This is a genomic window from Pseudomonas sp. (genome assembly GCF_017744435.1).
GTDB lineage: Bacteria > Pseudomonadota > Gammaproteobacteria > Pseudomonadales > Pseudomonadaceae > Aquipseudomonas.
Map to the genome: position 1 here is coordinate 1 of NZ_JAGIBG010000023.1, position 21,470 is coordinate 21,470.

Genomic DNA, 21,470 nt, shown 5'->3' on the forward strand with positions numbered 1-21,470 from the left:
ATGAAGATGATGGTGCGCTGCTGCTCGGCCTGCAGGCGCATCAGCTCGCCCTGCATCTCGCTGCGGATCAGCGGGTCGAGGGCGGAAAACGCCTCGTCCATCAGCAGGATCGTCGGGTCGTTGGCCAGCGCCCGGGCCAGGCCCACGCGCTGCTGCATGCCGCCGGAAAGCTGGTGCGGGTAGCTGTGCTCGTGGCCGGCCAGGCCCACCTGGCTCAGCGCTTCACGGGCACGGCTGTGGCGCTCGGCTTCGGGCACACCTGCGATTTCAAGGCCAAACGCGGTGTTTTCCAGCACGCTCATGTGCGGCATCAGGGCGAAGGACTGGAACACCATACCCATTTCCTTGCGGCGCACGTCGAGCAGGGCCTTGTCCGACAGCCCGGTGATTTCCTTGCCGTTGAGGTGGATGCTGCCGGAGGTGGGCTCGATCAGGCGGTTGAACAACCGCACCATGGTCGACTTGCCCGAACCGGACAAGCCCATGATGACGAAGATCTCGCCTCGCTTGACGGAAAAGCTGGCATCGAACACGCCGACGACGTGGCCGGTCTTGCTGAAGATTTCGTGCTTGTCGGCACCGTTGCGCAGCATCTCCATGGCCATGTCCGGATTATTGCCGAACACTTTGAAGATATGGTTTACCGAAAGTATTTCATCGCCTTGGTACATACGACCCTCATTATTATATTTATGACCAATAATTGGCAGGCGGCCCGCAATGGCGAGCGAGGCAAACTTCTTTTTTGGCAATGTAACGCGGCCCTCGGCAGGCGCATTGTATATCCGTGTCAATTTGTATTATAAAGCCCCGCCCCTGGCAGCCCGCTGTGCCACGGCATTCTATTTATTGTCATAACCGTAATATCCGCCGCCCTTGGCCCTGCTCATCATCTGGCTCAGGGGCGCCCTGCCCGTGCACTGCATACAACAACAAGATTCGGACGACCATGAACAACCCATCAGGCGCCCAGAAACACAAGGGCTACCGCCGGATCATCCCGTCGATGACCGCCTTGCTGCAGTTCGAGGCCGTGGCCCGGCTCAACAGCTTCACCCTGGCCGCCACCGAGCTGGGCGTGACCCAGGCGGCGGTCAGCAAGCAAGTCAAGGTGCTCGAAGAAAACCTCGGCGCGCTGCTGTTCCACCGCGCACACCGCAACATCAGCCTGACCGATGCCGGCGACATCCTGTTCGCCAGCATTTCCGAGTCGCTGCAACGGGTGGCCAGTGCCTTCGACCAGATCAACCAGGGCTGCAACCGCCAGGAAATCGTGCTGGGCTCGACCGCGCCATTTTCGCAGCTGCGCATCATGCCGCGCCTGAACCAGCTGGCCAGCACCCTGCCGCAGGTGCAGCTGCGCCTGGCCACGCAGATGTTCACCGGCGACCTGCGCACCCGCAACTGCGACCTCGACGTGCGTTTTGGCGATGGCCATTGGGACGATGGCGAGGCCACCTTGCTGTTCGACGAAGAAGTCTTCCCGGTGTGCTCGCCCGCCTGGCTGGCGCGCAACCCGATGCCCACCAGCCTGGAAGCACTGGCGGGCGCCGGGCTGCTGGATGCGGACTCCACCTCCGAGGGCTGGGTCGCCTGGCCGAGCTGGTTCCGCGAGAAAGGCGGCGCCCCTGGCGCACTGCACTACAACCTGCGCTGCAGCCTGTACACCGATGCCATCAATGCGGCACTGCAGGGATATGGCATCGCTCTGGGCTGGGGCCGGCTGGTCGAGCACCTGCTGGCCAGCGGCGCGCTGGTTCGCCTGCAACCCTTCTCGGTGCGCACGGAACAGTCCTACTACCTGGTAGCGCCCCATGGACGGCCGAAAAACCCGCACATGGCGGCACTGGTGCAATGGCTGCAAAGTGGCAGTTTTTGAATAACCTGAAGTAATGCAAAGCGGAAAATTAAGCGCATTGACGCTCTAGTGGGGCACTTCGATAATCGCCACCAGCAGTTTGGTCATTAAAGAATAAGAGTGCCCGAGGTCAACTATGAGCCGCCCGATAATCAAATCCCATCGCGAACTTGTTGAATCACGCCAACCCGGTTTTGGCATGAATGGCGAGTTGTACAGCCGCCAGGATATCTTCGAAACGGATATGGATATCTTCTTCAACAAGCACTGGATCCAGGTTGCCGTTACTGCAGATGTCGATGAGCCGGGCGATGTCTTCACCGTGGACATCGGCAAGGCCTCGGTGCTGATCCTGCGCGACGATGACGAGCAGATCCGCGCCTACCGCAACGTCTGCCGCCATCGCGGTGCTCGCCTGAAGGAACCGGGCAAGTCCACTGTCGGCATGCTGGTCTGCCCCTACCACCAGTGGACCTACGACCTGGACGGCAGCCTCAGGCACGCCAGCCACATGGGCAAGGCCTTCGACCCCAAGTGCCGCAGCCTGATCCCGGTGCACTGCAAGGTGATCGGCAGCCACGTGCTGATCTGCCTGGCCGACAACCCGCCAGACGACATCAGCGACCTCGAAGAGGTCATGGGCCCGCGCTTCGCCCCCTTCGACCTGACCAACACCCGCATTGCCTTTGAGCTCGACTACATCGAGAACGGCAACTGGAAGCTGGTGATGGAAAACAACCGTGAGTGCTACCACTGCGCCGGTACCCACCCGGAGCTGATCGTCTCGTACCAGTCCGAAGACCTCGGCGTCAGCCTCGAAGAAATGAGCGAGGAAGCCCGCGCCTCCTACGATGCCTACCAGATCCGCAAGGCCGGCATCGAGGCCGACTGGGCCAGCGACGGCCTGCTGTATGAAACCGTCGAGCACCTGCAGGACAGTTCGCCCACCCAGTTCCGCACCCAGCGCATGATCATCGCCGGCAGCGGCGAATCGCAGACCCTCGACACCAAGGTCGCCTGCAGCAAGCTGCTGGGCAACCTGACCCGTCGCGACCTTGGCGATACCCACCTGTGGGGCAACAACGCCTGGGCCCACGTGATGAGCGACCACGCCATGATCAGCTGGATCATCCCGCTGTCGCCGGACCGCACCCTGGTGCGCACCAAGTGGCTGGTGCATCGCGACGCCGTGGAAGGGGTGGACTACGACCTGCAGCGCCTGACCGAAGTCTGGGTTGCCACCACCCAGCAGGACGCCGCACTGGTCGCCATCACCCACAGCGGCACCCAGGACCCAGCCTTCGTTCCCGGCCCCTACTCCACCTTCACCGAGCCCTACGTCGACCAGTTCGCCCGCTGGTACACCTCGCGCCTCGCCGCGCACGGAGTGTGAGGCCATGAGCATGCTGCAGACCATTACCGCGAACATCGCCAGCCTGCGCGCCGACCAGCGCTTCGCCGACACCGACCACTGGGCCGCCCACGGCGCCCAGTGGGCCAGCGGCGACAGCCAGCGCATCGAGTGCCTGAACGTCGTCAACGAGACCCACGACGTCAAGACCTTCACCTTCCACAGCCCGAACCACCATGCCCTGGCCTACGAGCCCGGGCAGTTCCTCACCGTGTCGCCGGTGATCGACGGCAGCAGCGTGTCGCGCTGCTACACCTTGTCGTCGACGCCGACCCGGCCGTTCACCTTCTCTATCACGGTCAAGCGGGTGCCGGGTGGCGTGGTGTCGAACTGGCTGCACGACAACCTGCAGCCGGGCAGCGCCCTCGCGGCCTCCGGCCCGGCGGGCATCTTCACCCCGGTGGTCGGCCCGGCGCGCAAGCTGCTGTACTTGTCGGCCGGCTCCGGCATCACCCCGCTGATGGCCATGACCCGCGCTGCCGCCGACCTGCACGCGGACCTGGACATTGTCTTCGTGCACAGTGCGCGCACGCCGAAGGACATCATCTTCCGCGACGAGCTGGCACGCCTTGAGCGCAGCATGCCGCGCCTGCGCACGCTGTTCTTCTGCGAAAGCCTGGGTGACGAGCCGGACTGGGCCGGGCCGCTCGGGCGCCTGTCGCTGGAGGTGCTGCAGCAGCAGATCCCCGACTTCATGGAACGCGCGGTGTTCACCTGCGGGCCCAAGGGCTACATGGATGCGGCCAAGGGCCTGCTGGCCGGCGCAGGCTTCGACCTGGCGCGCTATCACCAGGAAAGCTTCGACATCAGCGCCGAGCTGCAGCCGGAGCCCGAACCCGCAGCCCCTGGCCAGGCCCTGGATACCTTCAGCGTGCGCCTGGCCCGTTCCGGCAAGACCTTCACCATGGGCGCCGACCAGACCGTCCTGGCCGCCGCCAAGAAGGCCGGTGCGGTGGTCCCTTCCTCCTGCAGCCAGGGTGTATGCGGCACCTGCAAGACCGCCGTGCTCGAAGGCAGCGTCGAAATGAACCACAACGGCGGCATCCGCCAGCGCGAGATCGACAAAGGCCTGCGCCTGCTGTGCTGCAGCCGCCCCACTTCAGACCTGGTGATCGACCTCTGAATCCATAGTCCCTTGCAACACCCGCGACGCAGCCAGGCGGGCCGCTCCAGCGCCCGCCTGCAACAATAAAAAGGATAGAGCCGATGCGTGCAAAACAAGGCCTCTTCAAAGGCCTCAACCCTACCGTGACGGTAGGGTCCCTCTCCATTGTCGTGGCCTTCGTGGTGCTCTGCGCCGCCCACGGCGACCAGGCCGCGGGTGTGTTCAAAAGCGCCTCCGACGCCATCCTCGACCACCTCAAATGGTTCTACCTGGCGCTGGTCAGCGGCATCCTCGGGGTGCTGGTGTACATCGCCTTCAGCCGCCACGGCACCTTGAAGCTCGGCCGCCCCGACGAAAAACCGGAATTCAGCTTTGCCGCCTGGATTGCCATGCTGTTCAGTGCCGGCATGGGCGTGGGGCTGATCTTCTGGTCGGTTGCCGAACCCGTCCTGCACTACGCCAGCAACCCGTTCACCCCGGGCCTGACCGACCAGGCCGCATCGATGGCGATGCGCATCACCCTGTTGCACTGGGGCCTGCACCCATGGGCGATCTTTACCGTGATCGGCCTGGGCCTGGCCTACTTCGCCTACCGCGAAGGCCTGCCGCTGGCGCTGCGCTCGATCCTCTACCCGATCATCGGCAACCGCATCTACGGGCCGATCGGCCATGCCGTCGATATCATCGGCGGCGCGGTGACGGCGTTCGGGGTTTCGCAGTCGCTGGGGCTGGGCGTCGAGCAGATCAACATGGGCATGCACCAGGTGTTCGGCACCCCGGTCAGCCTGTCGTTCAAGCTGAGCATCATCGCCGTGGTCACGGTGATTGCCTCGATCTCGCTGGTGGCCGGGGTGTCCAAGGGCATGAAGCGCCTGTCGACCCTGAACATGTGGATTTCCCTGGGCCTGATGCTGGTGGTGCTGGGCCTGGGCCCGACCAACTACATCATGAACCTGCTGTTCGAATCGGCCGGCGACTACGCGCAGAACATCATCGGCATGAGCTTCTGGACCGATGCCCAGGCCGACAGCGCCTGGCAGAAGAGCTGGACCGCCTTCTACTGGCCGTGGTGGATGACCTGGGGGCCGTTCGTGGGCCTGTTCATCGCCCGTATTTCCCGTGGCCGGACCATTCGCGAACTGGTGTTCGGCGCGCTACTGGTACCCACCGTGGTGACCATCCTGTGGATGGCGGTGTTCGGCGGCACTGCGTTGAAAGATGAACAACAGGTGCGCCACGCCTACGAAAAACTGCCGGTCGCCGAACAGACCGCTGCCGGTGCCTTCCAGGGCGGGCCGATTCTCGAAGCCACGCGCAAGGAAACTACCACGGCGATGTTCACCCTGCTCGACCGCCTCGACGGCCCGACTCTGGGCGCGGTGCTGAGCGTGATCATCTGCCTGTTGCTGGCGGTGCACTTCGTGACCGCAGCCGATGCCGGTACCCAGGTGCTGTGCATGCTCAACTCGCTGGGCAGCATCGACCCGCCCAACTGGATACGCGTGCTGTGGTGCGTGCTGGAAGGTGCGATTGCGGGCAGCCTGGTGATTGCCGGGGGCTTGCTGGCAATCCAGATGGCCAGCATCGTGGTCGGCCTGCCGATTGCTATCTACATGCTGCTGACCGGGTACAGCCTGATGCGCAGCTTGCGCAGCAATGAGCAGGTGTTTGCGCCAGCCATCGCGCCTGAGCCCTTGGCCAGCGAACTGACCACTTAAGCGAGCCGCATCTATGTGGGAGCCGCGCTTGCCGGCGATGGGCCGCGAAGCGGCCCCGGCAATTTATGAAACAACCTTGAAATCGTGGGGCCCCGTTGCGGCCCATCGCCGGCAAGCGCGGCTCCCACAGGGATCGCAATTGAGCAAGGCCGAAGGTATTTTTCACATTCGTCTCACTTACTGATAACAAAGCCTCTGGCAACCTTGCAATGCGCATCTCTTAATTAATGAAGGCTAAAACTTTCATTAACTTTTGTTTCATATGAAACCCGCATTTCGTTAATTGCAACTTCCCTCCCAACGCCCTGACAATCGCCTCGCTCCGAGCTGAACGCCAGTCCCTGCGCGCTCCAGGCATGAGCTCAAACCTCGATCCACGCCAATAAACTTTTCAGAGGAAGTTTATGAACGCGCCTGCCCCACATATCAACTTCGACCTACACGAACATATGCTGCTGACTGGCGCCACCGGTTTTCTCGGTGGTTCGGTAACGGCCCAACTGATTGCCAATGGCCGCAGCGCCAACCTGTGTTTTCTGGTGCGCGCCGACAGCCAGGAGCAAGGCCTCGAGCGCCTGCGCGACAACCTGCGCCAACACGGCGTTGAAGAGCAGGACTGCCTGGCCTTGCGCGCCGACCAGATCCTGTGCGGCGACTTCCTCGATACCGGTTGGTTGGCCGAGGCCACGCCGCGGCTGATGCAAATCGACCGGGTGATCAACTGTGCGGCGGTGGCCTCCTTCTCGAAGAACCCGAACATCTGGCCGGTCAATGTCGAAGGCACCTACGCCTTCGCCGAGGTGATGAGCCGCTCGACGCGCCTCAAGCGCTTCCTGCACGTGGGCACGGCGATGAGCTGCGGCCCGCAGCGCGAGTCGCCGATCAGCGAGTCGTGGGAGTTCCCGGCCGCCGAACAGCAGCTGGTCGACTACACCGCATCGAAAGCAGAAATCGAACGGCGCATGAGCGAGCAGCTGCCGCAACTGCCGCTGGTGGTGGCGCGCCCGTCCATCGTGGTGGGCCACCGCACCCTCGGTTGTCAGGCGTCGGCGAGCATCTTCTGGGTGTTCCGCATGGGCTTCGCGCTGGAGAGCTTCACCTGCGAGCTGGACGAGCAGATCGACGTGATCCCGGTCGACTACTGCGCCGAAGCGCTGATCGGCCTCACCCTCAAGCCACGCCTGGAGCACAACCTGTACCACATCTCGGCTGGCCACCAGGCCGCCTGCACCTTCGGTGAGATCGACCAGGCCTTCGCCCATGCCAACGGCGCGCAGCCGGTAGGCGAGCGCTACCGCAAGGTCGATGTCGATGACCTGAAAAGCCTGGCGCAGGACTTCGAAGCGCGCATCGGCCCGGCCAACCCGCGCCTGGTATTGCGTGCCCTGCGCCTGTACAGCGGCTTTGCCGACCTCAACTACCTGTTCGACAACAGCCGCCTGCTCGAAGAAGGCATCGCTGTGCCGCCGCGTTTTACCGATTACCTGGATGTGTGTGTGAAGTCGTCCAGCGGGGTGAGCATCGCGACCCAGATGCAGTGGGACTTCAAGTAACCCACTCTACTAAGCCCTTACCCGGCCCCTGTGGGAGCGGGCATGCCCGCGAAAAAGGCGACTCGGTGCATGGCACCGGCTGCGCCGGTGTTCGCGGGCACGCCCGCTCCCACAGGGGATTTGTGTTCATGCTGGGCTGTTGTGATTGACCAGATTCGGTGGACGTTGGCCTGCCAGGGCGCTAAGCAGATTGTCCACCGCACAACGCGCCATGGCCTCCCGCGTTTCATGGGTCGCCGAGCCGATATGCGGCGTCGCCACCACGTTATCGAGCTGCAATAGCGGCGAATCAGCTGCCAATGGCTCCTGCACGAACACATCCAGCCCTGCCCCGCGAATCCGTTTCTGCTGTAGCGCTTCAATCAACGCGGCCTCATCCACCACCCGCCCACGGGCAATGTTCACCAGTATCGCCTCGGGCTTCATCAGCGCCAGCTCGCGGGCGCCGATCAGCCCCTCGGTGCTGGCACTGAGCGGTACCGTCAGGCACACATAATCCGCCTCGGTCAGCAACGCCTCCAGGCTGCAATAGCGCGCCGCATAACGCGCCTCCACCTCAGGCTTGGCGCGCGAACTGTGGTACAGCACGCGCATGCCGAAGCCGGCCGCGCCGCGCCGCGCCAACGCTTCACCAATGCGCCCCATGCCGACGATGCCGAGGGTCTTGCCATGCACATCGGTACCGAAATGTGCCGGCCCCAGGCTCGCCTGCCAATGCCCTTCACGCACCCAGCCGGCCAGTTCCACCACCCGCCGCGCGGTGGCCAGGATCAGGGCGAAGCCGGTATCGGCAGTGGTTTCGGTGAGTACGTCAGGGGTGTTGGTCAGCATCACCCCGCGCCGTGTCAGGTCGGCGATGTCGTAGTTGTCGACCCCCACAGACACGCTGGAAATCACCTCCAGCTGCGGTGCCAGGTCGAGCAGCTCGCTGTCCAGGCGCAGGCTGGCGCCCAGCAGGCCATGGGCGCCTGGCAAAGCGTCGCGCAGACGCGCCAGGCCATCTGCGGCGGCGGTGTCCACCCAGGTCACCTCCACCTGTTCCTCCAGCCTGGCCAGCAAGGCGTCGGACAGGCGTTTGTACAAGACGATGCGTTTCTTCATGGCAGATTCCTATTGGCTCATGGCCAGGAGTGGGCCGCCGCGCTTGGCGCGGCCTGAGGTCTGTGAGGTTTTCAGTACGGCGGTCAGCGCCACTGCAGCCAGCAGCGCGCCCGACATGAACAGGTATGAGGCACCCGGGCCACCGGTGGCGCCGTTCAGGTAGCCCACCAGCCACGAACCCCCGAACGAACCCAGCGCGCCCATGCTGTTGATCAGCGCCATGGCGCCACCGGCCACGTTGCTCGGCAGGATCTCCGGGACGATGGCGAAGAACGGGCCATAAGGTGCGTACATGCACGCCCCGGCAATCACCAGCAGCGTGTAGGACAGCCAGAAATGCTCGGTACCGAGTGCGTAGGAGCCATAGAACGCCACGGCAGCGATCAGCAGTGGCGGCCAGACGAAGCGCTTGCGCTTCTGCAGCCGGTCCGACGCCCAGGACACCCCGATCATGCCCAGCACCGCCGCCATGTACGGCACCGACGCCAGCCAGCCGGCCTCGACAATGTCGACATTGGCCGCCTGCTTGAGGATCGACGGCAGCCACAGCACGAAGCCGTATACACCGATGCTCCAGCAGAAGTACTGCAGCGACAGTACGATCACCTGTGGCGAGCGGAACGCCTCGCGGTAGTTCTTCACCGGCTTGATGCCTTGCTGCTCCGCCGCCAGGGCCTGCTGCAGGCTGGCCTTTTCCTGCTCGCTGAGCCATTTCACCTGGGCTGGCCGGTCATCCACCAGGCGCCACCAGATAAAAGCCCAGAGCACCGCCGGCAGGCCTTCGATGATGAACATCCAGCGCCAGTCAAAGTGCTTGATCAGGTAACCCGACACCACCGACATCCACAGGATGGTCACCGGGTTGCCGAGCATCAGGAAGGTGTTGGCCCGCGAGCGTTCGGCGCGGGTGAACCAGTGGCACAGGTACACCAGCATGGCCGGCATCACCGCGGCTTCCACCACGCCGAGCAGGAAGCGGATGGCGATCAGCAGGTAGACGTTGCTGATCATCCCGGTCAGGGTCGCCAGGCCACCCCAGAGGATCAGGCTGACGAAGATCAGCTTCTTCACGCTGCGTTTTTCGGCGTAGATCGCGCCAGGCACCTGGAAGAAAAAGTAGCCGAGGAAGAACAGCGCCCCCAGCAGCGAGGACAGTACAGGCGTGATCTTGAGGTCGTCGGCCATGCCCGAGGCCGCGGCAAAGCCGTAGTTGGCGCGGTCCAGGTAGGCCAGGCTGTAAGTGATGAAGACGATCGGGATGATGTACCACCAGCGGCGTGGTGCGAGGCGAGTCGATTGCATGAAACGTTCTCCTGAGCTTGTTGTTCTTGTCGCAACAGGGCCGGCAAGCCGGCGTTCAGCGGTTCAGGCACTTCTGCGCAGTTCGTGCGCGTGGAGTTGGTGACGGTGTGGCAGGCCTTCCATGTCACCGCGGGATTGCACGGCGCGGCTGCCGCACCAGTTGCCGCGCGCCACCGCATCGGCCAGCGGGCGACCTTCGAGCAGCGCGCTGACCACGCCGACGGCAAAGGCATCGCCGGCGCCTACGGTGTCCACCACCTGGGCCACCGGCACCGGGGCGACCTGCCCCGCGCCATGGCAATTGCGGTAGTAGGCCCCCGCATCGCCCAGCTTGATCACCACGTGCTCCACCCCCTGGTCGAGGTAAAAGGCCGCGATGTCAGCGGGGGTGTGCTGGCCGGTGAGCAAACGGCCTTCTTCCAGGCCGGGCAGGACCCAGTGGGCCTTCACGGCCAGGGCGTTGATTTCACGGACCATGGTCGCCCGGTCGGGCCACAGTGACGGGCGCAGGTTCGGGTCGAAGGAAATACTCCGCCCGGCCTCGCGCATACCGTCGATCAGGGCATGGGACAATGCCCGGCAGCTGGCCGAAAGCGCCGGTGGAATGCCCGTGGCATGCAGGTGGCGGGCCTGCAGCAGCGCCGGGTCGAGCAGCGCGGTAGAAAGGCGGCTGGCGGCGGAGTCGCTACGAAAGTACTCCACCACCGGGTCGCTGCCATCATCGCAGCGGCTTTTCAGCTGAAAGCCGGTCGGGCGGCTGCCATCGACTTCGACCCGGCTGCAATCCAGGCCTTCCTGGCGCAGGGCGGCGAGTACGAAACGCCCCAGCGAGTCATCGCCGACCCGGCTCAGCCAGCGCACGCGAAAGCCCAGCCGGGCCAGGCCGATGGCCACGTTGCTGTCGGCGCCGGCGATGCGTTTGCCGAAGTTGCCGACGTTGGCCAGGTCACCGCTGTGCTCGGCGACGAACATGGCCATGGTTTCGCCGAAACACAGCACATCATGCTCACGCATGGCTCACCTCCTCACCCAGCCCCAGGCGCGCCAGGTTATGCACCTGCGCACGGGTCAGCGCCAACAGGTCATCGCTTACCAACGGGTATTCGACCGCACGCACCAGCCCAGGGCTGAATTCGTCGAACAGCGCTTCCCAGGCCAGCAGGTCGGCCGCTTTCGGCGGAACGGCGTGCAAACGGCCATCTGCGCCTTGCTGCACGGCCTTGCAGTGCACGTAGCGCACCCAGTGGCCGAGTTGGCGAGCGGCCTGCAACGCGGACTCGCCCTGCCATTGCCAGTTGCCGATGTCGAAGGTCATGCCCAGCGGCAGCGCCCAGCCCTGGGCATGCCGGAAGAACCGCAGCAGCGGCTCGATACGCCCGCCTTGTGGGGTCTGGTCATTCTCCACCAGCAACACAGGGTCATCTTCGCGCAGCAGTGCCTGCAAGGCACCGACATCGCATTGCTCATGGTAATGCCCGAGTGAAACCTTCAGCGCCACGGCGCCCAGGGCCTTGGCCAGCGCCAGCTTCGCCGGCAGTTGCGGGGCTGGCTGGCCTTGCGCCGTCCACAGTTCCAGCGGCGAGGAATAGAGGCATTCCAGGCCTGAGGCTGCGATCGCTGCCGAGAGCGCGACAGTGTCGGGCGCTTCGTCGAACAACTCTTCGCGCAGTTCGATGCGACTGACGCCAGCAGCCGCCAGCAGATCAATAAAGCTCATCTGGCCACGTTGCCGCACAAGGCTGGCGCCGTAGCTGGAGAGGCTGATGGAAACGGGGTTCGCGTGCATTGTTCTTATCCTTATGAAACCGGTTTCATTTTTGATTGCAGCCATGCAGGCAGCCCTGCTGCCTGCGGATTATTCGTGTGCTTGAGTGGACCCTCGGGTAATCAGCTGTGCCTTGAAATCGATGCGTCGCGGCGCGTCATGGCTGCCGCGCAGGCGTTCGAGCAGGCACTCGAACGCGGCCACGCCGATGCGCTCGGTGGGCTGGGCCAGTGCGGTGATGCCGCTGCCGACCAGGGGGTACCAGTCCAGTTCGTCGAGAGCGATCAGGCCCACTTCGCTGAACAGTTTGCAGCCCGAATCGTGCAACACGCGGGTGACTGCCAAGGTCGCCACGCCGTTGAAGGTGAAGATTGCCTGCGGGCCATGGCCCTTGCTGGCCAGGAAGGCGCCGAGCTTGGCCGGCAACCCCGCATCGACTTCCAGCAGCTGCTGGCGCATGCCATTGCGGTTGCTGATCGACGCGGTAAAGGCCTGCACTCGCTCCAGGCGCGAGCTGGTGCCATCCAGCGGTTCGGTGACCGCGAGAATGTCGCGGTAGCCTTGCGCCTGCAGGTGGTCCAGGGCCTGCTCGATGGCATCGGCGTTGTCCAGGCCGACCAGGTCGACCTTGAGCTCTGGCAACTGCCGGTCGACCAATACCATGGGGATGTCGCGCTGCAGGTTGAGCAGTTCGCCAGGGTGGCGGCCGAGGGTGTTCACGATCAGCCCTTCGACGTTGTAGGACTGCAGGGCCGTCAAGTGGTGGCGCTCCTGCTCGTCGTCGCGGTTGGTGTTGCACACCACCAGGCTGTAGCCATGCTGGCGGCAGGCGGTTTCCACGCCATGCATCACGGCCACTGAATAGGGGTTGAGAATGTCGGCCACGAGCATGCCGATCAGGCGTGTCTGGCCACGCTTGAGGCCGCGGGCCATCTGGTTGGGCCGGTAGCCCAGGCGCTCGATGACTTCTTCCAGGCGCTTGGCGGTGGCGTCGGCCAGCAGCTGGCGATCGCCGCCGATGTAGCGCGACACCGTAGCCTTGGACACGCCGGCCACGCGTGCCACTTCGCTGATGGTCACCCGCTCGCGGGGGTTGGAGGGTGAATCGGTCATTGCGGGTCCCTTGTGATTGTTGTCGGTGACGGCGAATGAAACCGGTTTCAATACAGCAAAACCTTGCGCGTTCGTCAACCTCCCTTTTGCCGGGGAATTACAGGGAGTATGAGGTAAGGCAGTAAGTATGCACCCTAACTTTATGATCTATAGAAGAATTTGTTTAGAAACCTGTGGGAGCGGGCTTGTCCCGCGAAGCAGGCGACGCGGTGTCTGGCACCGGCTTCGCCGGTGTTCGCGGGGCAAGCCCGCTCCCACAGAAGGAAGTGTCAGCCTTAGCGGAGGTGTTTCACCTCGGCAGCGCTGACTGGGCTGCCCTGGTTACCCCAGCTGGTGCGAATGAAATTGACCACATCCGCCACTTCCTGGTCACTCAGGCGCCAGCCGAACGCCGGCATGGTGAAGTTCGACGGCGCCGTGTGCGTCGCCGGCACCGTGCCGCCCGCCAGCACCACATGGATCAGCGAGGTGGCATCCGCCGTCTGCACCACCGGGTTGCCGGCCAGCGCCGGGAACACCCGGGTATAGCCATGGCCATCGGTGCGGTGGCAGGCCGCGCAGTTGTCGATGTACACCGACGCCCCCGGCTTGCTGTCGTCGCCCTGCCACAAGGCATCGGCCACCTGCTGGTCATACACGTGCGGCTGGTCGTTCGGATCGCTCGGCGGCAAGGTCTTCAGGTAGCGGGCGATGGCAGTCAGGTCGGCATCGCTCAGGTGCTGCATGCTGTGCTCGACCACATCGCTCATGCCACCAAACACCGCACTGCGGTCACTGCGCCCGGTCTTGAGGAACTGCACCAGCTGCTCTTCGCTCCAGCTGCCCAGGCCGTCCTTGTGGTCGCTGCGCAGGTTCTTGGCGATCCAGCCTTCGAGCGGCGCACTGCCGGCCAGGAATTGCTCGCCATCCGCCGGGCTCAAGGCCTTTTCCTGCATGGTCAGGGCGCGCGGGGTATGGCAGGCGCCACAGTGGCCTAGGCCTTCGACCAGGTAGGCGCCACGGCTGACCACCGGGTCTGCGCCGGCTGGCGCCTGCCAGGCCTGCACCTCGGGGGCGAACAGCCCGCGCCAGATCGACAGCGGCCAGCGCATGCTCAGGGGCCACGGGATATCGGTCGGCTTGTTGGGCTGGGCAACCGGCTCGACGCCTTGCATGAAGTACGCATACAGCGCCTGCATGTCGTCGTCGCTGACCCGCGCGTAGGACGGGTACGGCATGGCCGGGTACAAGGTGCTGCCGTTCTTGGCGATGCCTTTGCGCACCGCCTGGTCGAAGTCGGCGAAGCTGTACTGGCCGATGCCGCTGGCGTCCGGGGTGATGTTGGTGGAATACACCGTGCCGATCGGGGTTTCCATCGGCAGCCCGCCGGCAAAGGGCTTGCCGCCCTTGGCGGTATGGCAGGCCACGCAGTCACCTGCGCGGGCCAGGTATTCGCCCTTCTTCACCAGGGCATCATCGGCCTGGGCCGCCGCCGTGGCGCCCAGCAGCAAGGTTGCGATCAACAGGTTCTTCATGTTCATCGCTCCTCAAGCCTGGACCAGCGGGCCGGGGTTCTTCAGGTACTGCTCGCGGATCGCCCGGGCCGACCAGTAGGTGAGCGCCGCCACCAGGCCGGTGGGGTTGTAGCCCAGGCCCTGGGGGAATGCCGAAGCACCGGGGACGAACACGTTGTGCACGTCCCAGCTCTGCAGGTAGCGGTTCAGCGCGCTGGTGTTCGGGTCGCTGCCCATGATTGCGCCACCGTTGAGGTGGGTGGTCTGGTAGCTGGCGGTGTTGAAGTGTTCCTTGACCTTCTTGCCGAGAATGGCGATGGACTTGGGGTTCATCGCCTGGGCGATCTTGCTCAGCTTGTCGACCATGAACTGGTTCATCCTGATGTCGTTTTCCTGCCAGTCGAAGGTCATGCGCAGCAGTGGCTGGCCATAGGCATCGCGGTAGGTCGGGTCGAGGTCGAGGTAGTTGCCGCGGTACGACTGGTGCGCGCCGTGGGCGTCCATCGACACCTGGTGGGTGTAGTAGTCGGCGGTGGCCTTTTTCCAGGCGCTGCCCCAGGCCGGCGTGCCGGGCGGGTTGGCGACGCCGGCGATCGGCCGGCTGCCGGCCTGGTTGACCCACATCGGCGAGCCGCCGACGAAGCCGTGCGGGCCATGGTCGAAGTTGTCGGCGTTGAAGTCGTCGATGGCCACGCCGTTGCCGCCGGCACCGATGAAGTTGTTGATGTAGGTGTCCTTGTCGAAGAACGCCTTGACCGTGCCCATGTTCTGGTAGGCGAAGTTGCGCCCGACCACGCCTTCGTTCTTGACCGGGTCATACGGCTTGCCGATGCCAGACAGCAGCATCAGGCGCACGTTGTTGAACTGGAATGCGGCGAGGATGACGATGTCCGCCGGCTGCTCCACTTCGCGGCCCTGGGCGTCGATGTAGGTCACGCCGGTGGCCTTGCGCTTGCTGTCGTCGAGGTTCACCCGCAGCACATGGGCGTTGGCGCGCAGCTCGAAGTTCGGCACCTGGCGCAACGCCGGCAGGATGTTCACGTTCGGCGAGGCCTTGGAGTACATGTAGCAGACGTAGCCGCTGCAGAACCCGCAGAAGTTGCACGGCCCCATCTGCGCACCGTACGGGTTGGTGTACGGCCCGGAGGTGTTGGCCGACGGCAGGTTGTAGGGCTTGTAGCCGAGGCCGGCCGCGGCCTTTTCGAACAGCTTGGCCGAGACCACGTTCTTCTGCGCTTCGAGCGGGAACGGGTTGGAGCGGTCAGGCGCGTAGGGGTTGCCGCCCTTCCCTTCGCCAACCCGCTTGCCGTTGACCGTCCAGGCCTGGCCGGAGGTGCCGAAGACCTTTTCGGCAAAGTCGAAATGCGGTTCGAGTTCCTCGTAGCTGACGCCGAAGTCCTGGATGGTCATGTCTTCGGGGATGAAGCGCTTGCCGTAGCGTTCCTCGTAGTGGCTGCGCATGCGCAGCTCCATCGGGTCGACCCGAAAGTGCACGCCCGACCAGTGCAGGCCCGCACCGCCGACGCCCTTGCCCGGCAGGAAGGCGCCGAGCTGGCGGTTGGGCAGCGCGACATCGTTGACGCTGTGGCGGATGGTGACGGTCTCTTTCGACACATCGACGAACAGCTTCTTGCGCACGCTGTAGGTCAGTTCGTCGATCACCTGCGGGTAGCTGCCATCCGGGTAGGTGTCCTGCATCGGCCCGCGCTCCAGCGCCACCACCTGCAGTCCGGCTTCGGTGAGCTCCTTGGCCATGATCGCGCCGGCCCAGCCGAAACCGACGATCACCACGTCAGCCTTCTTCATTGCATTGGCCATGCCTTACGCCCTCTCGCCGCGAATCGAAACTGCCGGGAACGGATACGGCTCGTTGCGCTCGACCCAGTCCATGAAATCTGCCCGGGCACCCGGGAAGCCGATCTGCGTCCAGCCGACCATGCCCTTGTTGCCGCCGTGAATCGGGTCGCAGAAGAAGCCCTCGCGGGTGTTCTGCACCAGCAGGCTGAAGAACAGCTTGGCCGGCAACTGCTCGAAAACGATCTCACCGGCTTCGATCTTGCCGAGAATCTTGTCTCGGGTAGCGCTATCTTGCTCGGCAAAGGTTTTACCGCTGGCGTTCTTGATCCACGCCTCCGTGGCAGCGATGCCCAGGCGGTAGATCTGTTGCGGGCTGAGTTGCAGCTGGTAGCCGAGCTCCGGAGCGGCGTCGGCCTTGAACGGGCCTTGCATGTACCACTGGGCGCCAGTGGCGTAAGGGGTGTTCATCTGGCGGTCGATGAACTCGGCGGCGCCCGCTTCCAGCGCACCAGGGCCGAGTTCGTCGGCGGGGATGATGCGCGACACGGCCGCTTGCACGAAGGCCCATTCTTCGGCGGTGAAGAAGGTTGGCTGATAGTTGCCCGCAGGTGGGGTGGCCGGCACCTTGGGTTCGTGCACCGGTTCAGCGAGTAGCTGACTGGCGCCAAGGCCGGTGCTTGCCACGGTGACCACCGGGATCAGGGTCAAGGTCTTGCGCAGGAAGTCCCGACGCGGGTTGTCGGGGGCATGCTCAGGCATTTCGGGTCCTCATCAGCTATGGGGCGGCCTTGGGTTGCGCCATCTGGTGTCCGGTCGGGGCCGGCAAAGCCGCGTAATCTAGCTGGTTTGGAAATCTTTTGAAACCGGTTTCAGAGCATGCGACATCTTGAGCCTTGACACTTTCCCTCTGTGGGAGCGGCTTTAGCCGCGAAGAGCCCTCAGCATCAGTACATCACTGCGCTAGTACCCCGTCATCTCCAGATACCCCCGCCCTTGTGCGCTGCCACTCACCCGCACAGGCCCTTCCCAATAGGGGAACCGTGTGCCCATCCAGGCCTTGGCCTGCACCGCCTCGACTTGCACATCCAGCTCTACCGAGGGCACCCGCACCCGCCAGCGGGTCGGCACACGCTTGCCGTTGGCCTGGTCGGTCCAGGCCAGCGGCGTCAGCTCGACCTCAGCCCCTTGCAACGCGCGCACCTGCCGGTCAGGGCCAACCCAGGTGCCGGCGCGGTACGGCTGCCCCTGGTCTTCCCTGACCTGAAACAGCATCAGCTTGGCGCCACTGCCCAGGTGCAGCGAGAACCAGTCCCAGCCACTTTGCCCGGCCGCCAACGGCTGGCTGCTCCACTCCCGATCAAGCCAGGCCTGCCCGGTCACCGCGATGCGCTGCCCGTCCCGTACGACCTCGCCGCTGACCTGGTAGAACGGCTGGCTGTAATAGTACGAAGCCTGGCCCTTGCCGGACTTCTCGCTGTAACCATGATCGCCGTGCAGCACCAGCGGCTGGTCGCTGGCCAGGGTCAGGTCATAGCGAAATCCCTGGCCGCTGGCACCCATCTGCAGGCGGCGGATGCTGTCGTCGCCTTGCAGCGACCAGTCGTTGATCCACGCACGGAACGGCCCGGTTTCGACGCCGGCCTGGCCGATGCCGCCGCGTGCCAGCGTTTCGCTGACCTGGTGACCGCTCGGGTCGGTCAGGGCGGCGTGGCCCATCCACAGGTTGGGGCTGTTCCACCCTTTGGTGTCGGGACCGGGGCGCAGGGCCGAGCGGAACAGCGTCCATTGCACGCCCCAGTCACGGCCCTGGGCATCGCGCAGGTTGGCGGTGACGTACCACCACTCGATGCGATAGCCGTCGTGGGCACCGTGGTCGCGGGGGAACACCAGCGCGGTGTCGCGGGTAACCTGCTTGAACGCTGCCGCCTCGGCACCGAGGCCGGCATAGCTCCTGGCCGGCGGCGCAGGCGCGTCACACCCGGCCAGCAGCAGGCAAGCCAGCAACAGCCAGGTTTCAACCCTCATCGGCGAACCGCCGCAACAGCTCGCCCGGCTGGCGCCGCGCCAGTTGCCACAAGGGCCAGGCGCTGGCCAGCAGGCTGGTCAGCACGCCGAGCGCGGCCAGTTGCGCAAACTGGCTGGCAAACACATGCCAGGGCAACCGCCAGCCGAATGCCTGCACGTTCACCACCGCCACCAGGCACCAGGCCAGCAGCAGCCCGAGGGGGATCGCCAGCAGCACGGTGAAACCGCTGAGCATCAGCGTCTGCCCCAGGCTCAGCCAGGCCAGCCAGCGGCGTGGCACACCCAGCACCCACAACGGTGCCAGCTGCCCCAGGCGCTGCTGGCCCAGAGTAAGCTGACTGATGAACAGCGCCACGCCGGCGACGCCGAGGGTGAGGCTGTTCAGGGCTGCGGTGACGGCGAAGGTACGGCTGAATATCTGCGTCGACCAGGCTTTCAGGCTGGCCTGCTCGACCACTTGCGATTCGTCCAGGCCGAAACGCTGCAAGGTGTCCTTGACCGAGGCCATCTGCCCGGGCCGGATCAGCAGGCTCAGGCCACTCAGGCTGGCCGCCGGCGCATGCTGGCGCAGCCAGTCGGCATTGACCAGTACATGCCCTTTCGGGTTGCCATAGTCGGCGTGAATGCCCACCACCCGCATGCTTTGTGGCGGGTCGTCCGGCAGCTGCACCGCATCCCCGATCCCTACAGCAAGGCGCCGCGCCAATTGCTCGCTGAGCATGGCGCCCTGCCCTTTGGCCAACTGTTCCCAGGCGTCCGGAGCCTGCTCCAGCAGCGGCCAGTGGCTGCGGTAGAACGGATGATCGATCACCCCTTGCACTTGCACCGGCCACTGCAGCAGGCGCCATTCCACTCGCCAGCTTGGCAACACGGCGTTGACGTCAGGGTCATGCTGCAGCTGCTGAAAGATCTGCAGCGCCTGAGTGCTATCGCGGGGTGTGACATACAGCTCCGCAGCCAAGCGCTGATCGAGCCAGCCGACGAAGGTGCGGCGGAAACCTTCGGTCATGCCACCCACGCCGACGCTGGCGGCCAATGCCAGTAGCAATGCCATCAGCGCCAGGCTGAGCGCCGGCAATTGCTGGCGGCTGTCGGCAACGAACCACTGCGCCAGTGGCCGCCGGGTATGCCGCGCCAGGCCGGCGAGCAACAGGGCCAGCGCGCCCGGCAACAACAATGCGGCTGCAAGCAACAGCGCGGCAAGCAGGGTGAAGGCACTGGACAGGCTGTTGCCGAAGGCGCCGCAGCCCAGGGCAATCAGCGCCAACCCTGCCGCGGCCAGTGCCTGGCGCTTCAGCCAGGGCACCTGGGCCAGGCGCCAGGCCTGCGGTTGAGCCAATGCCAGCAAGGGCAACCGGGCTGCGCGCAACAGGCTGTCGATGCCCGCCAGCAAGGCGCCAAGCAGGCTCACGGCAATGCCCACCAGCCACCAGTACAGCGGCAGGTGCAGATGCCCGGAGACCTGAGCGCCATACAGGCCACGCAGGCTGGAAGCAAAATCAGGCAGCAACAGTGCTGCCAGCAGATAGCCCGCTGCCACACCTGCCAGGCCACCCACCACGGCGAACAACCCAAGCTCCAGGGCCAGTGCCGCCAGCAGCACCTTCAGGCTGACACCACACGCGCGCAACGTGCGCATCAAGCCCCGTCGTTGCTCCAGCGCCAGGCCGATGGCCGCATGGGCGATGAACAGCCCGACCACGAAAGCCAGCAGGCCGAGGGCCGTCAGGTTGAGATGAAAGCTCGCGGTCAGGTGTTGCAGGTCGGTGTCATCGTCCGCTGGCTGTACCTGCAAATGTTCGGCGAAGGCCGGCGGCAGCGGCTGGTCGGTGTCGCTGATCAGCCGTGAAAGCTGACCCGGCGCCTCCAGCAAGGCCTGGGCCACGCCGATATCGACCAGCATCACGCCGGGCGCCAACTGTTCGTTGAGGATCAGTGGCGGCAACGCCTGGCCATCGACCGTGCGCAACTTGCCCGCCAGTTGGCGCAAGGTATCCGGCCCGACCCAGGCTTGTCCGGGTGTGCCGATGAAGGCTTGCAAGTCGAAGCTCGCCGGGTCGGCACCGGCGACGGCCATGCCCGGCAGCAGGCTCAGCGGCTCGATGCCGATCAGCCTGACGGAGACGGCTGGCTCGCCGACCAGGCGCAAACGCCCCTCCAGCACTGGCGTCACCTGCCAGCCTTGCCTGCGCAGTTGCACATACAGCGCCTGGTCGAAGTGCTGCCCATCACGGGCAACGATCTGCCGGTGCGCCGCCCCACTCAGCACGGCGCTGGCCTGGGCATAGTCGCTGCGCGCCTGGGCGTTGAGGGCCTGCACACCGGTCCACAGGGCCGTGGCCAGCCACAGGCCGGTAAAGATGCTGAGGCACTGCAAGCGATGGCGCCACCAATGGCTGCCCAGCGCCTGCAGGGTGATCAGCAGGTGGTTCATGAGCCTTGCACCCGGCCCTGGTGCAGCACGCAGCAGTGCTGCAGGCAGGCGGCCAGGCGCGGGCTGTGGGTCACCATCAGCACGCTGCTGCCGGCCTCGCCGACCAGTTGCAGGAGCAAGGCCAGCACCTCGTCGCTGCTGGCTTCGTCGAGGCTGCCGGTGGGTTCGTCGGCGAGCAACAGCGCCGGCCGGCTGGCCAGTGCTCGGCCGATGGCGACCCGTTGCTGCTGGCCGCCCGACAACTGCTCTGGATAGCGGCCCAGCAACGTTACCAAGCCCAGGCGCTCGGCCAGGTAGGCCAGCCATTGCGGGTCGTGGCGCTTGGCCAGGCGCGCCTGGAAGGCCAGGTTGGCCGCCACGTCGAGACTGCTGATCAGGTTGTATTGTTGGAACACCAGGCCAATGCCCTCCCGACGCCAGCGGGCCAGAGCGGCTTCGCCGTGGCCGTGCAAGGGTTCGCCGTCGATGAGGATGCGCCCGCTGTCGGCGCGGTCGAGGCCGGCGACCAGGTGCAGCAAGGTGCTTTTGCCGCTGCCGGATTCACCCATCAGGGCCAGGCTGCTGCCGCGGGAGAGGGTCAGGTCGACGCCGCGCAGGACCTGGAGCGGGCCCTGGGCGGTGGGGAAGGATTTGTGCAGGTGCTCGATGACCAGCATGGGGGCTTTGGCCTTTTTCTAAGGTCAGACCTTAGGCATAGCTGCATTTAACGCTTGCTGGCAAATGGATGGGTTGCATTCGAGGGCCTCTTCGCGGGTGAACCCGCTCCCACAGGAATCACCTCGGACTTGAAGTCTG

General features: G+C 64.9%; 17 protein-coding genes. 5 read left to right on the forward strand and 12 right to left on the reverse strand.

Annotated features, from left to right (window positions below; translation table 11 throughout):
• Positions 1-671: ATP-binding cassette domain-containing protein (locus J7573_RS16330; RefSeq protein ID WP_294337283.1), on the reverse strand; the 671-nt coding region annotated here is incomplete at its 3' end.
• 278 nt (positions 672-949) lie between these two features.
• Here J7573_RS16330 and J7573_RS16335 point away from each other — a divergent pair.
• The 5 genes from J7573_RS16335 (at position 950) to cprA (ending at position 7,645) form a co-directional block, all read left to right on the forward strand.
• Positions 950-1,879: a LysR substrate-binding domain-containing protein gene (locus tag J7573_RS16335; RefSeq protein ID WP_294337285.1), complete on the forward strand. Its 930-nt coding sequence runs from the start codon at positions 950-952 to the stop codon at positions 1,877-1,879.
• Between the two features lie 115 nt (positions 1,880-1,994).
• Positions 1,995-3,251 (forward strand): aromatic ring-hydroxylating dioxygenase subunit alpha, encoded by a 1,257-nt coding sequence (locus tag J7573_RS16340; RefSeq protein WP_294337288.1) that lies wholly within the window; start codon positions 1,995-1,997, stop codon positions 3,249-3,251.
• A gap of 4 nt (positions 3,252-3,255) precedes the next feature.
• Positions 3,256-4,392: a hybrid-cluster NAD(P)-dependent oxidoreductase gene (locus tag J7573_RS16345; RefSeq protein WP_294337289.1), complete on the forward strand. Its 1,137-nt coding sequence runs from the start codon at positions 3,256-3,258 to the stop codon at positions 4,390-4,392.
• 83 nt (positions 4,393-4,475) lie between these two features.
• The gene (locus J7573_RS16350; RefSeq protein WP_294337292.1) at positions 4,476-6,092 is read left to right on the forward strand and encodes a BCCT family transporter; all 1,617 of its coding nucleotides are present in this window, start codon (positions 4,476-4,478) and stop codon (positions 6,090-6,092) included.
• Between the two features lie 404 nt (positions 6,093-6,496).
• Complete coding sequence (cprA, locus tag J7573_RS16355; RefSeq protein ID WP_294337295.1) at positions 6,497-7,645, forward strand: cationic peptide resistance protein CprA; 1,149 nt, start codon at positions 6,497-6,499, stop codon at positions 7,643-7,645.
• Between the two features lie 126 nt (positions 7,646-7,771).
• Here cprA and J7573_RS16360 read toward each other — a convergent pair whose 3' ends face one another.
• From J7573_RS16360 to J7573_RS16410, 11 genes are all read right to left on the reverse strand, one after another.
• Positions 7,772-8,746 carry a D-glycerate dehydrogenase gene (locus J7573_RS16360; RefSeq protein ID WP_294337298.1) on the reverse strand — a complete coding sequence of 325 codons (975 nt, stop codon included), beginning with the start codon at positions 8,744-8,746 and terminating at the stop codon, positions 7,772-7,774.
• Positions 8,747-8,755: 9 nt separating this feature from the next.
• Positions 8,756-10,048: an MFS transporter gene (locus J7573_RS16365; RefSeq protein WP_294337300.1), complete on the reverse strand. Its 1,293-nt coding sequence runs from the start codon at positions 10,046-10,048 to the stop codon at positions 8,756-8,758.
• 63 nt (positions 10,049-10,111) lie between these two features.
• A complete protein-coding gene (locus tag J7573_RS16370; RefSeq protein ID WP_294337303.1) occupies positions 10,112-11,062 on the reverse strand; it encodes a sugar kinase in 951 nt (316 codons plus the stop codon).
• Positions 11,055-11,834 carry an AP endonuclease gene (locus J7573_RS16375; protein WP_294337305.1) on the reverse strand — a complete coding sequence of 260 codons (780 nt, stop codon included), beginning with the start codon at positions 11,832-11,834 and terminating at the stop codon, positions 11,055-11,057. Before J7573_RS16375 ends, J7573_RS16370 begins: the two co-directional genes overlap by 8 nt.
• Positions 11,835-11,903: 69 nt before the next feature.
• On the reverse strand, positions 11,904-12,926 hold the full coding sequence (locus tag J7573_RS16380; RefSeq protein ID WP_294337307.1) for a LacI family DNA-binding transcriptional regulator: 1,023 nt from the start codon (positions 12,924-12,926) through the stop codon (positions 11,904-11,906).
• Between the two features lie 275 nt (positions 12,927-13,201).
• The gene (locus tag J7573_RS16385) at positions 13,202-14,440 is read right to left on the reverse strand and encodes a cytochrome c (protein ID WP_294337310.1); all 1,239 of its coding nucleotides are present in this window, start codon (positions 14,438-14,440) and stop codon (positions 13,202-13,204) included.
• 12 nt (positions 14,441-14,452) lie between these two features.
• The gene (locus tag J7573_RS16390) at positions 14,453-16,237 is read right to left on the reverse strand and encodes a GMC family oxidoreductase (protein WP_294337311.1); all 1,785 of its coding nucleotides are present in this window, start codon (positions 16,235-16,237) and stop codon (positions 14,453-14,455) included.
• A gap of 3 nt (positions 16,238-16,240) precedes the next feature.
• Positions 16,241-16,975 carry a gluconate 2-dehydrogenase subunit 3 family protein gene (locus J7573_RS16395; RefSeq protein WP_294337313.1) on the reverse strand — a complete coding sequence of 245 codons (735 nt, stop codon included), beginning with the start codon at positions 16,973-16,975 and terminating at the stop codon, positions 16,241-16,243.
• Between the two features lie 201 nt (positions 16,976-17,176).
• Positions 17,177-18,241, reverse strand: coding sequence for a lipocalin-like domain-containing protein (locus J7573_RS16400; protein WP_294337314.1), 1,065 nt, complete (start codon positions 18,239-18,241; stop codon positions 17,177-17,179).
• Positions 18,231-20,675: an FtsX-like permease family protein gene (locus tag J7573_RS16405; protein WP_294337318.1), complete on the reverse strand. Its 2,445-nt coding sequence runs from the start codon at positions 20,673-20,675 to the stop codon at positions 18,231-18,233. The genes J7573_RS16400 and J7573_RS16405 overlap by 11 nt, the downstream gene beginning before the upstream one ends.
• Positions 20,672-21,331: an ABC transporter ATP-binding protein gene (locus J7573_RS16410; RefSeq protein WP_294337320.1), complete on the reverse strand. Its 660-nt coding sequence runs from the start codon at positions 21,329-21,331 to the stop codon at positions 20,672-20,674. Before J7573_RS16410 ends, J7573_RS16405 begins: the two co-directional genes overlap by 4 nt.
• Positions 21,332-21,470 lie beyond the last annotated feature (139 nt).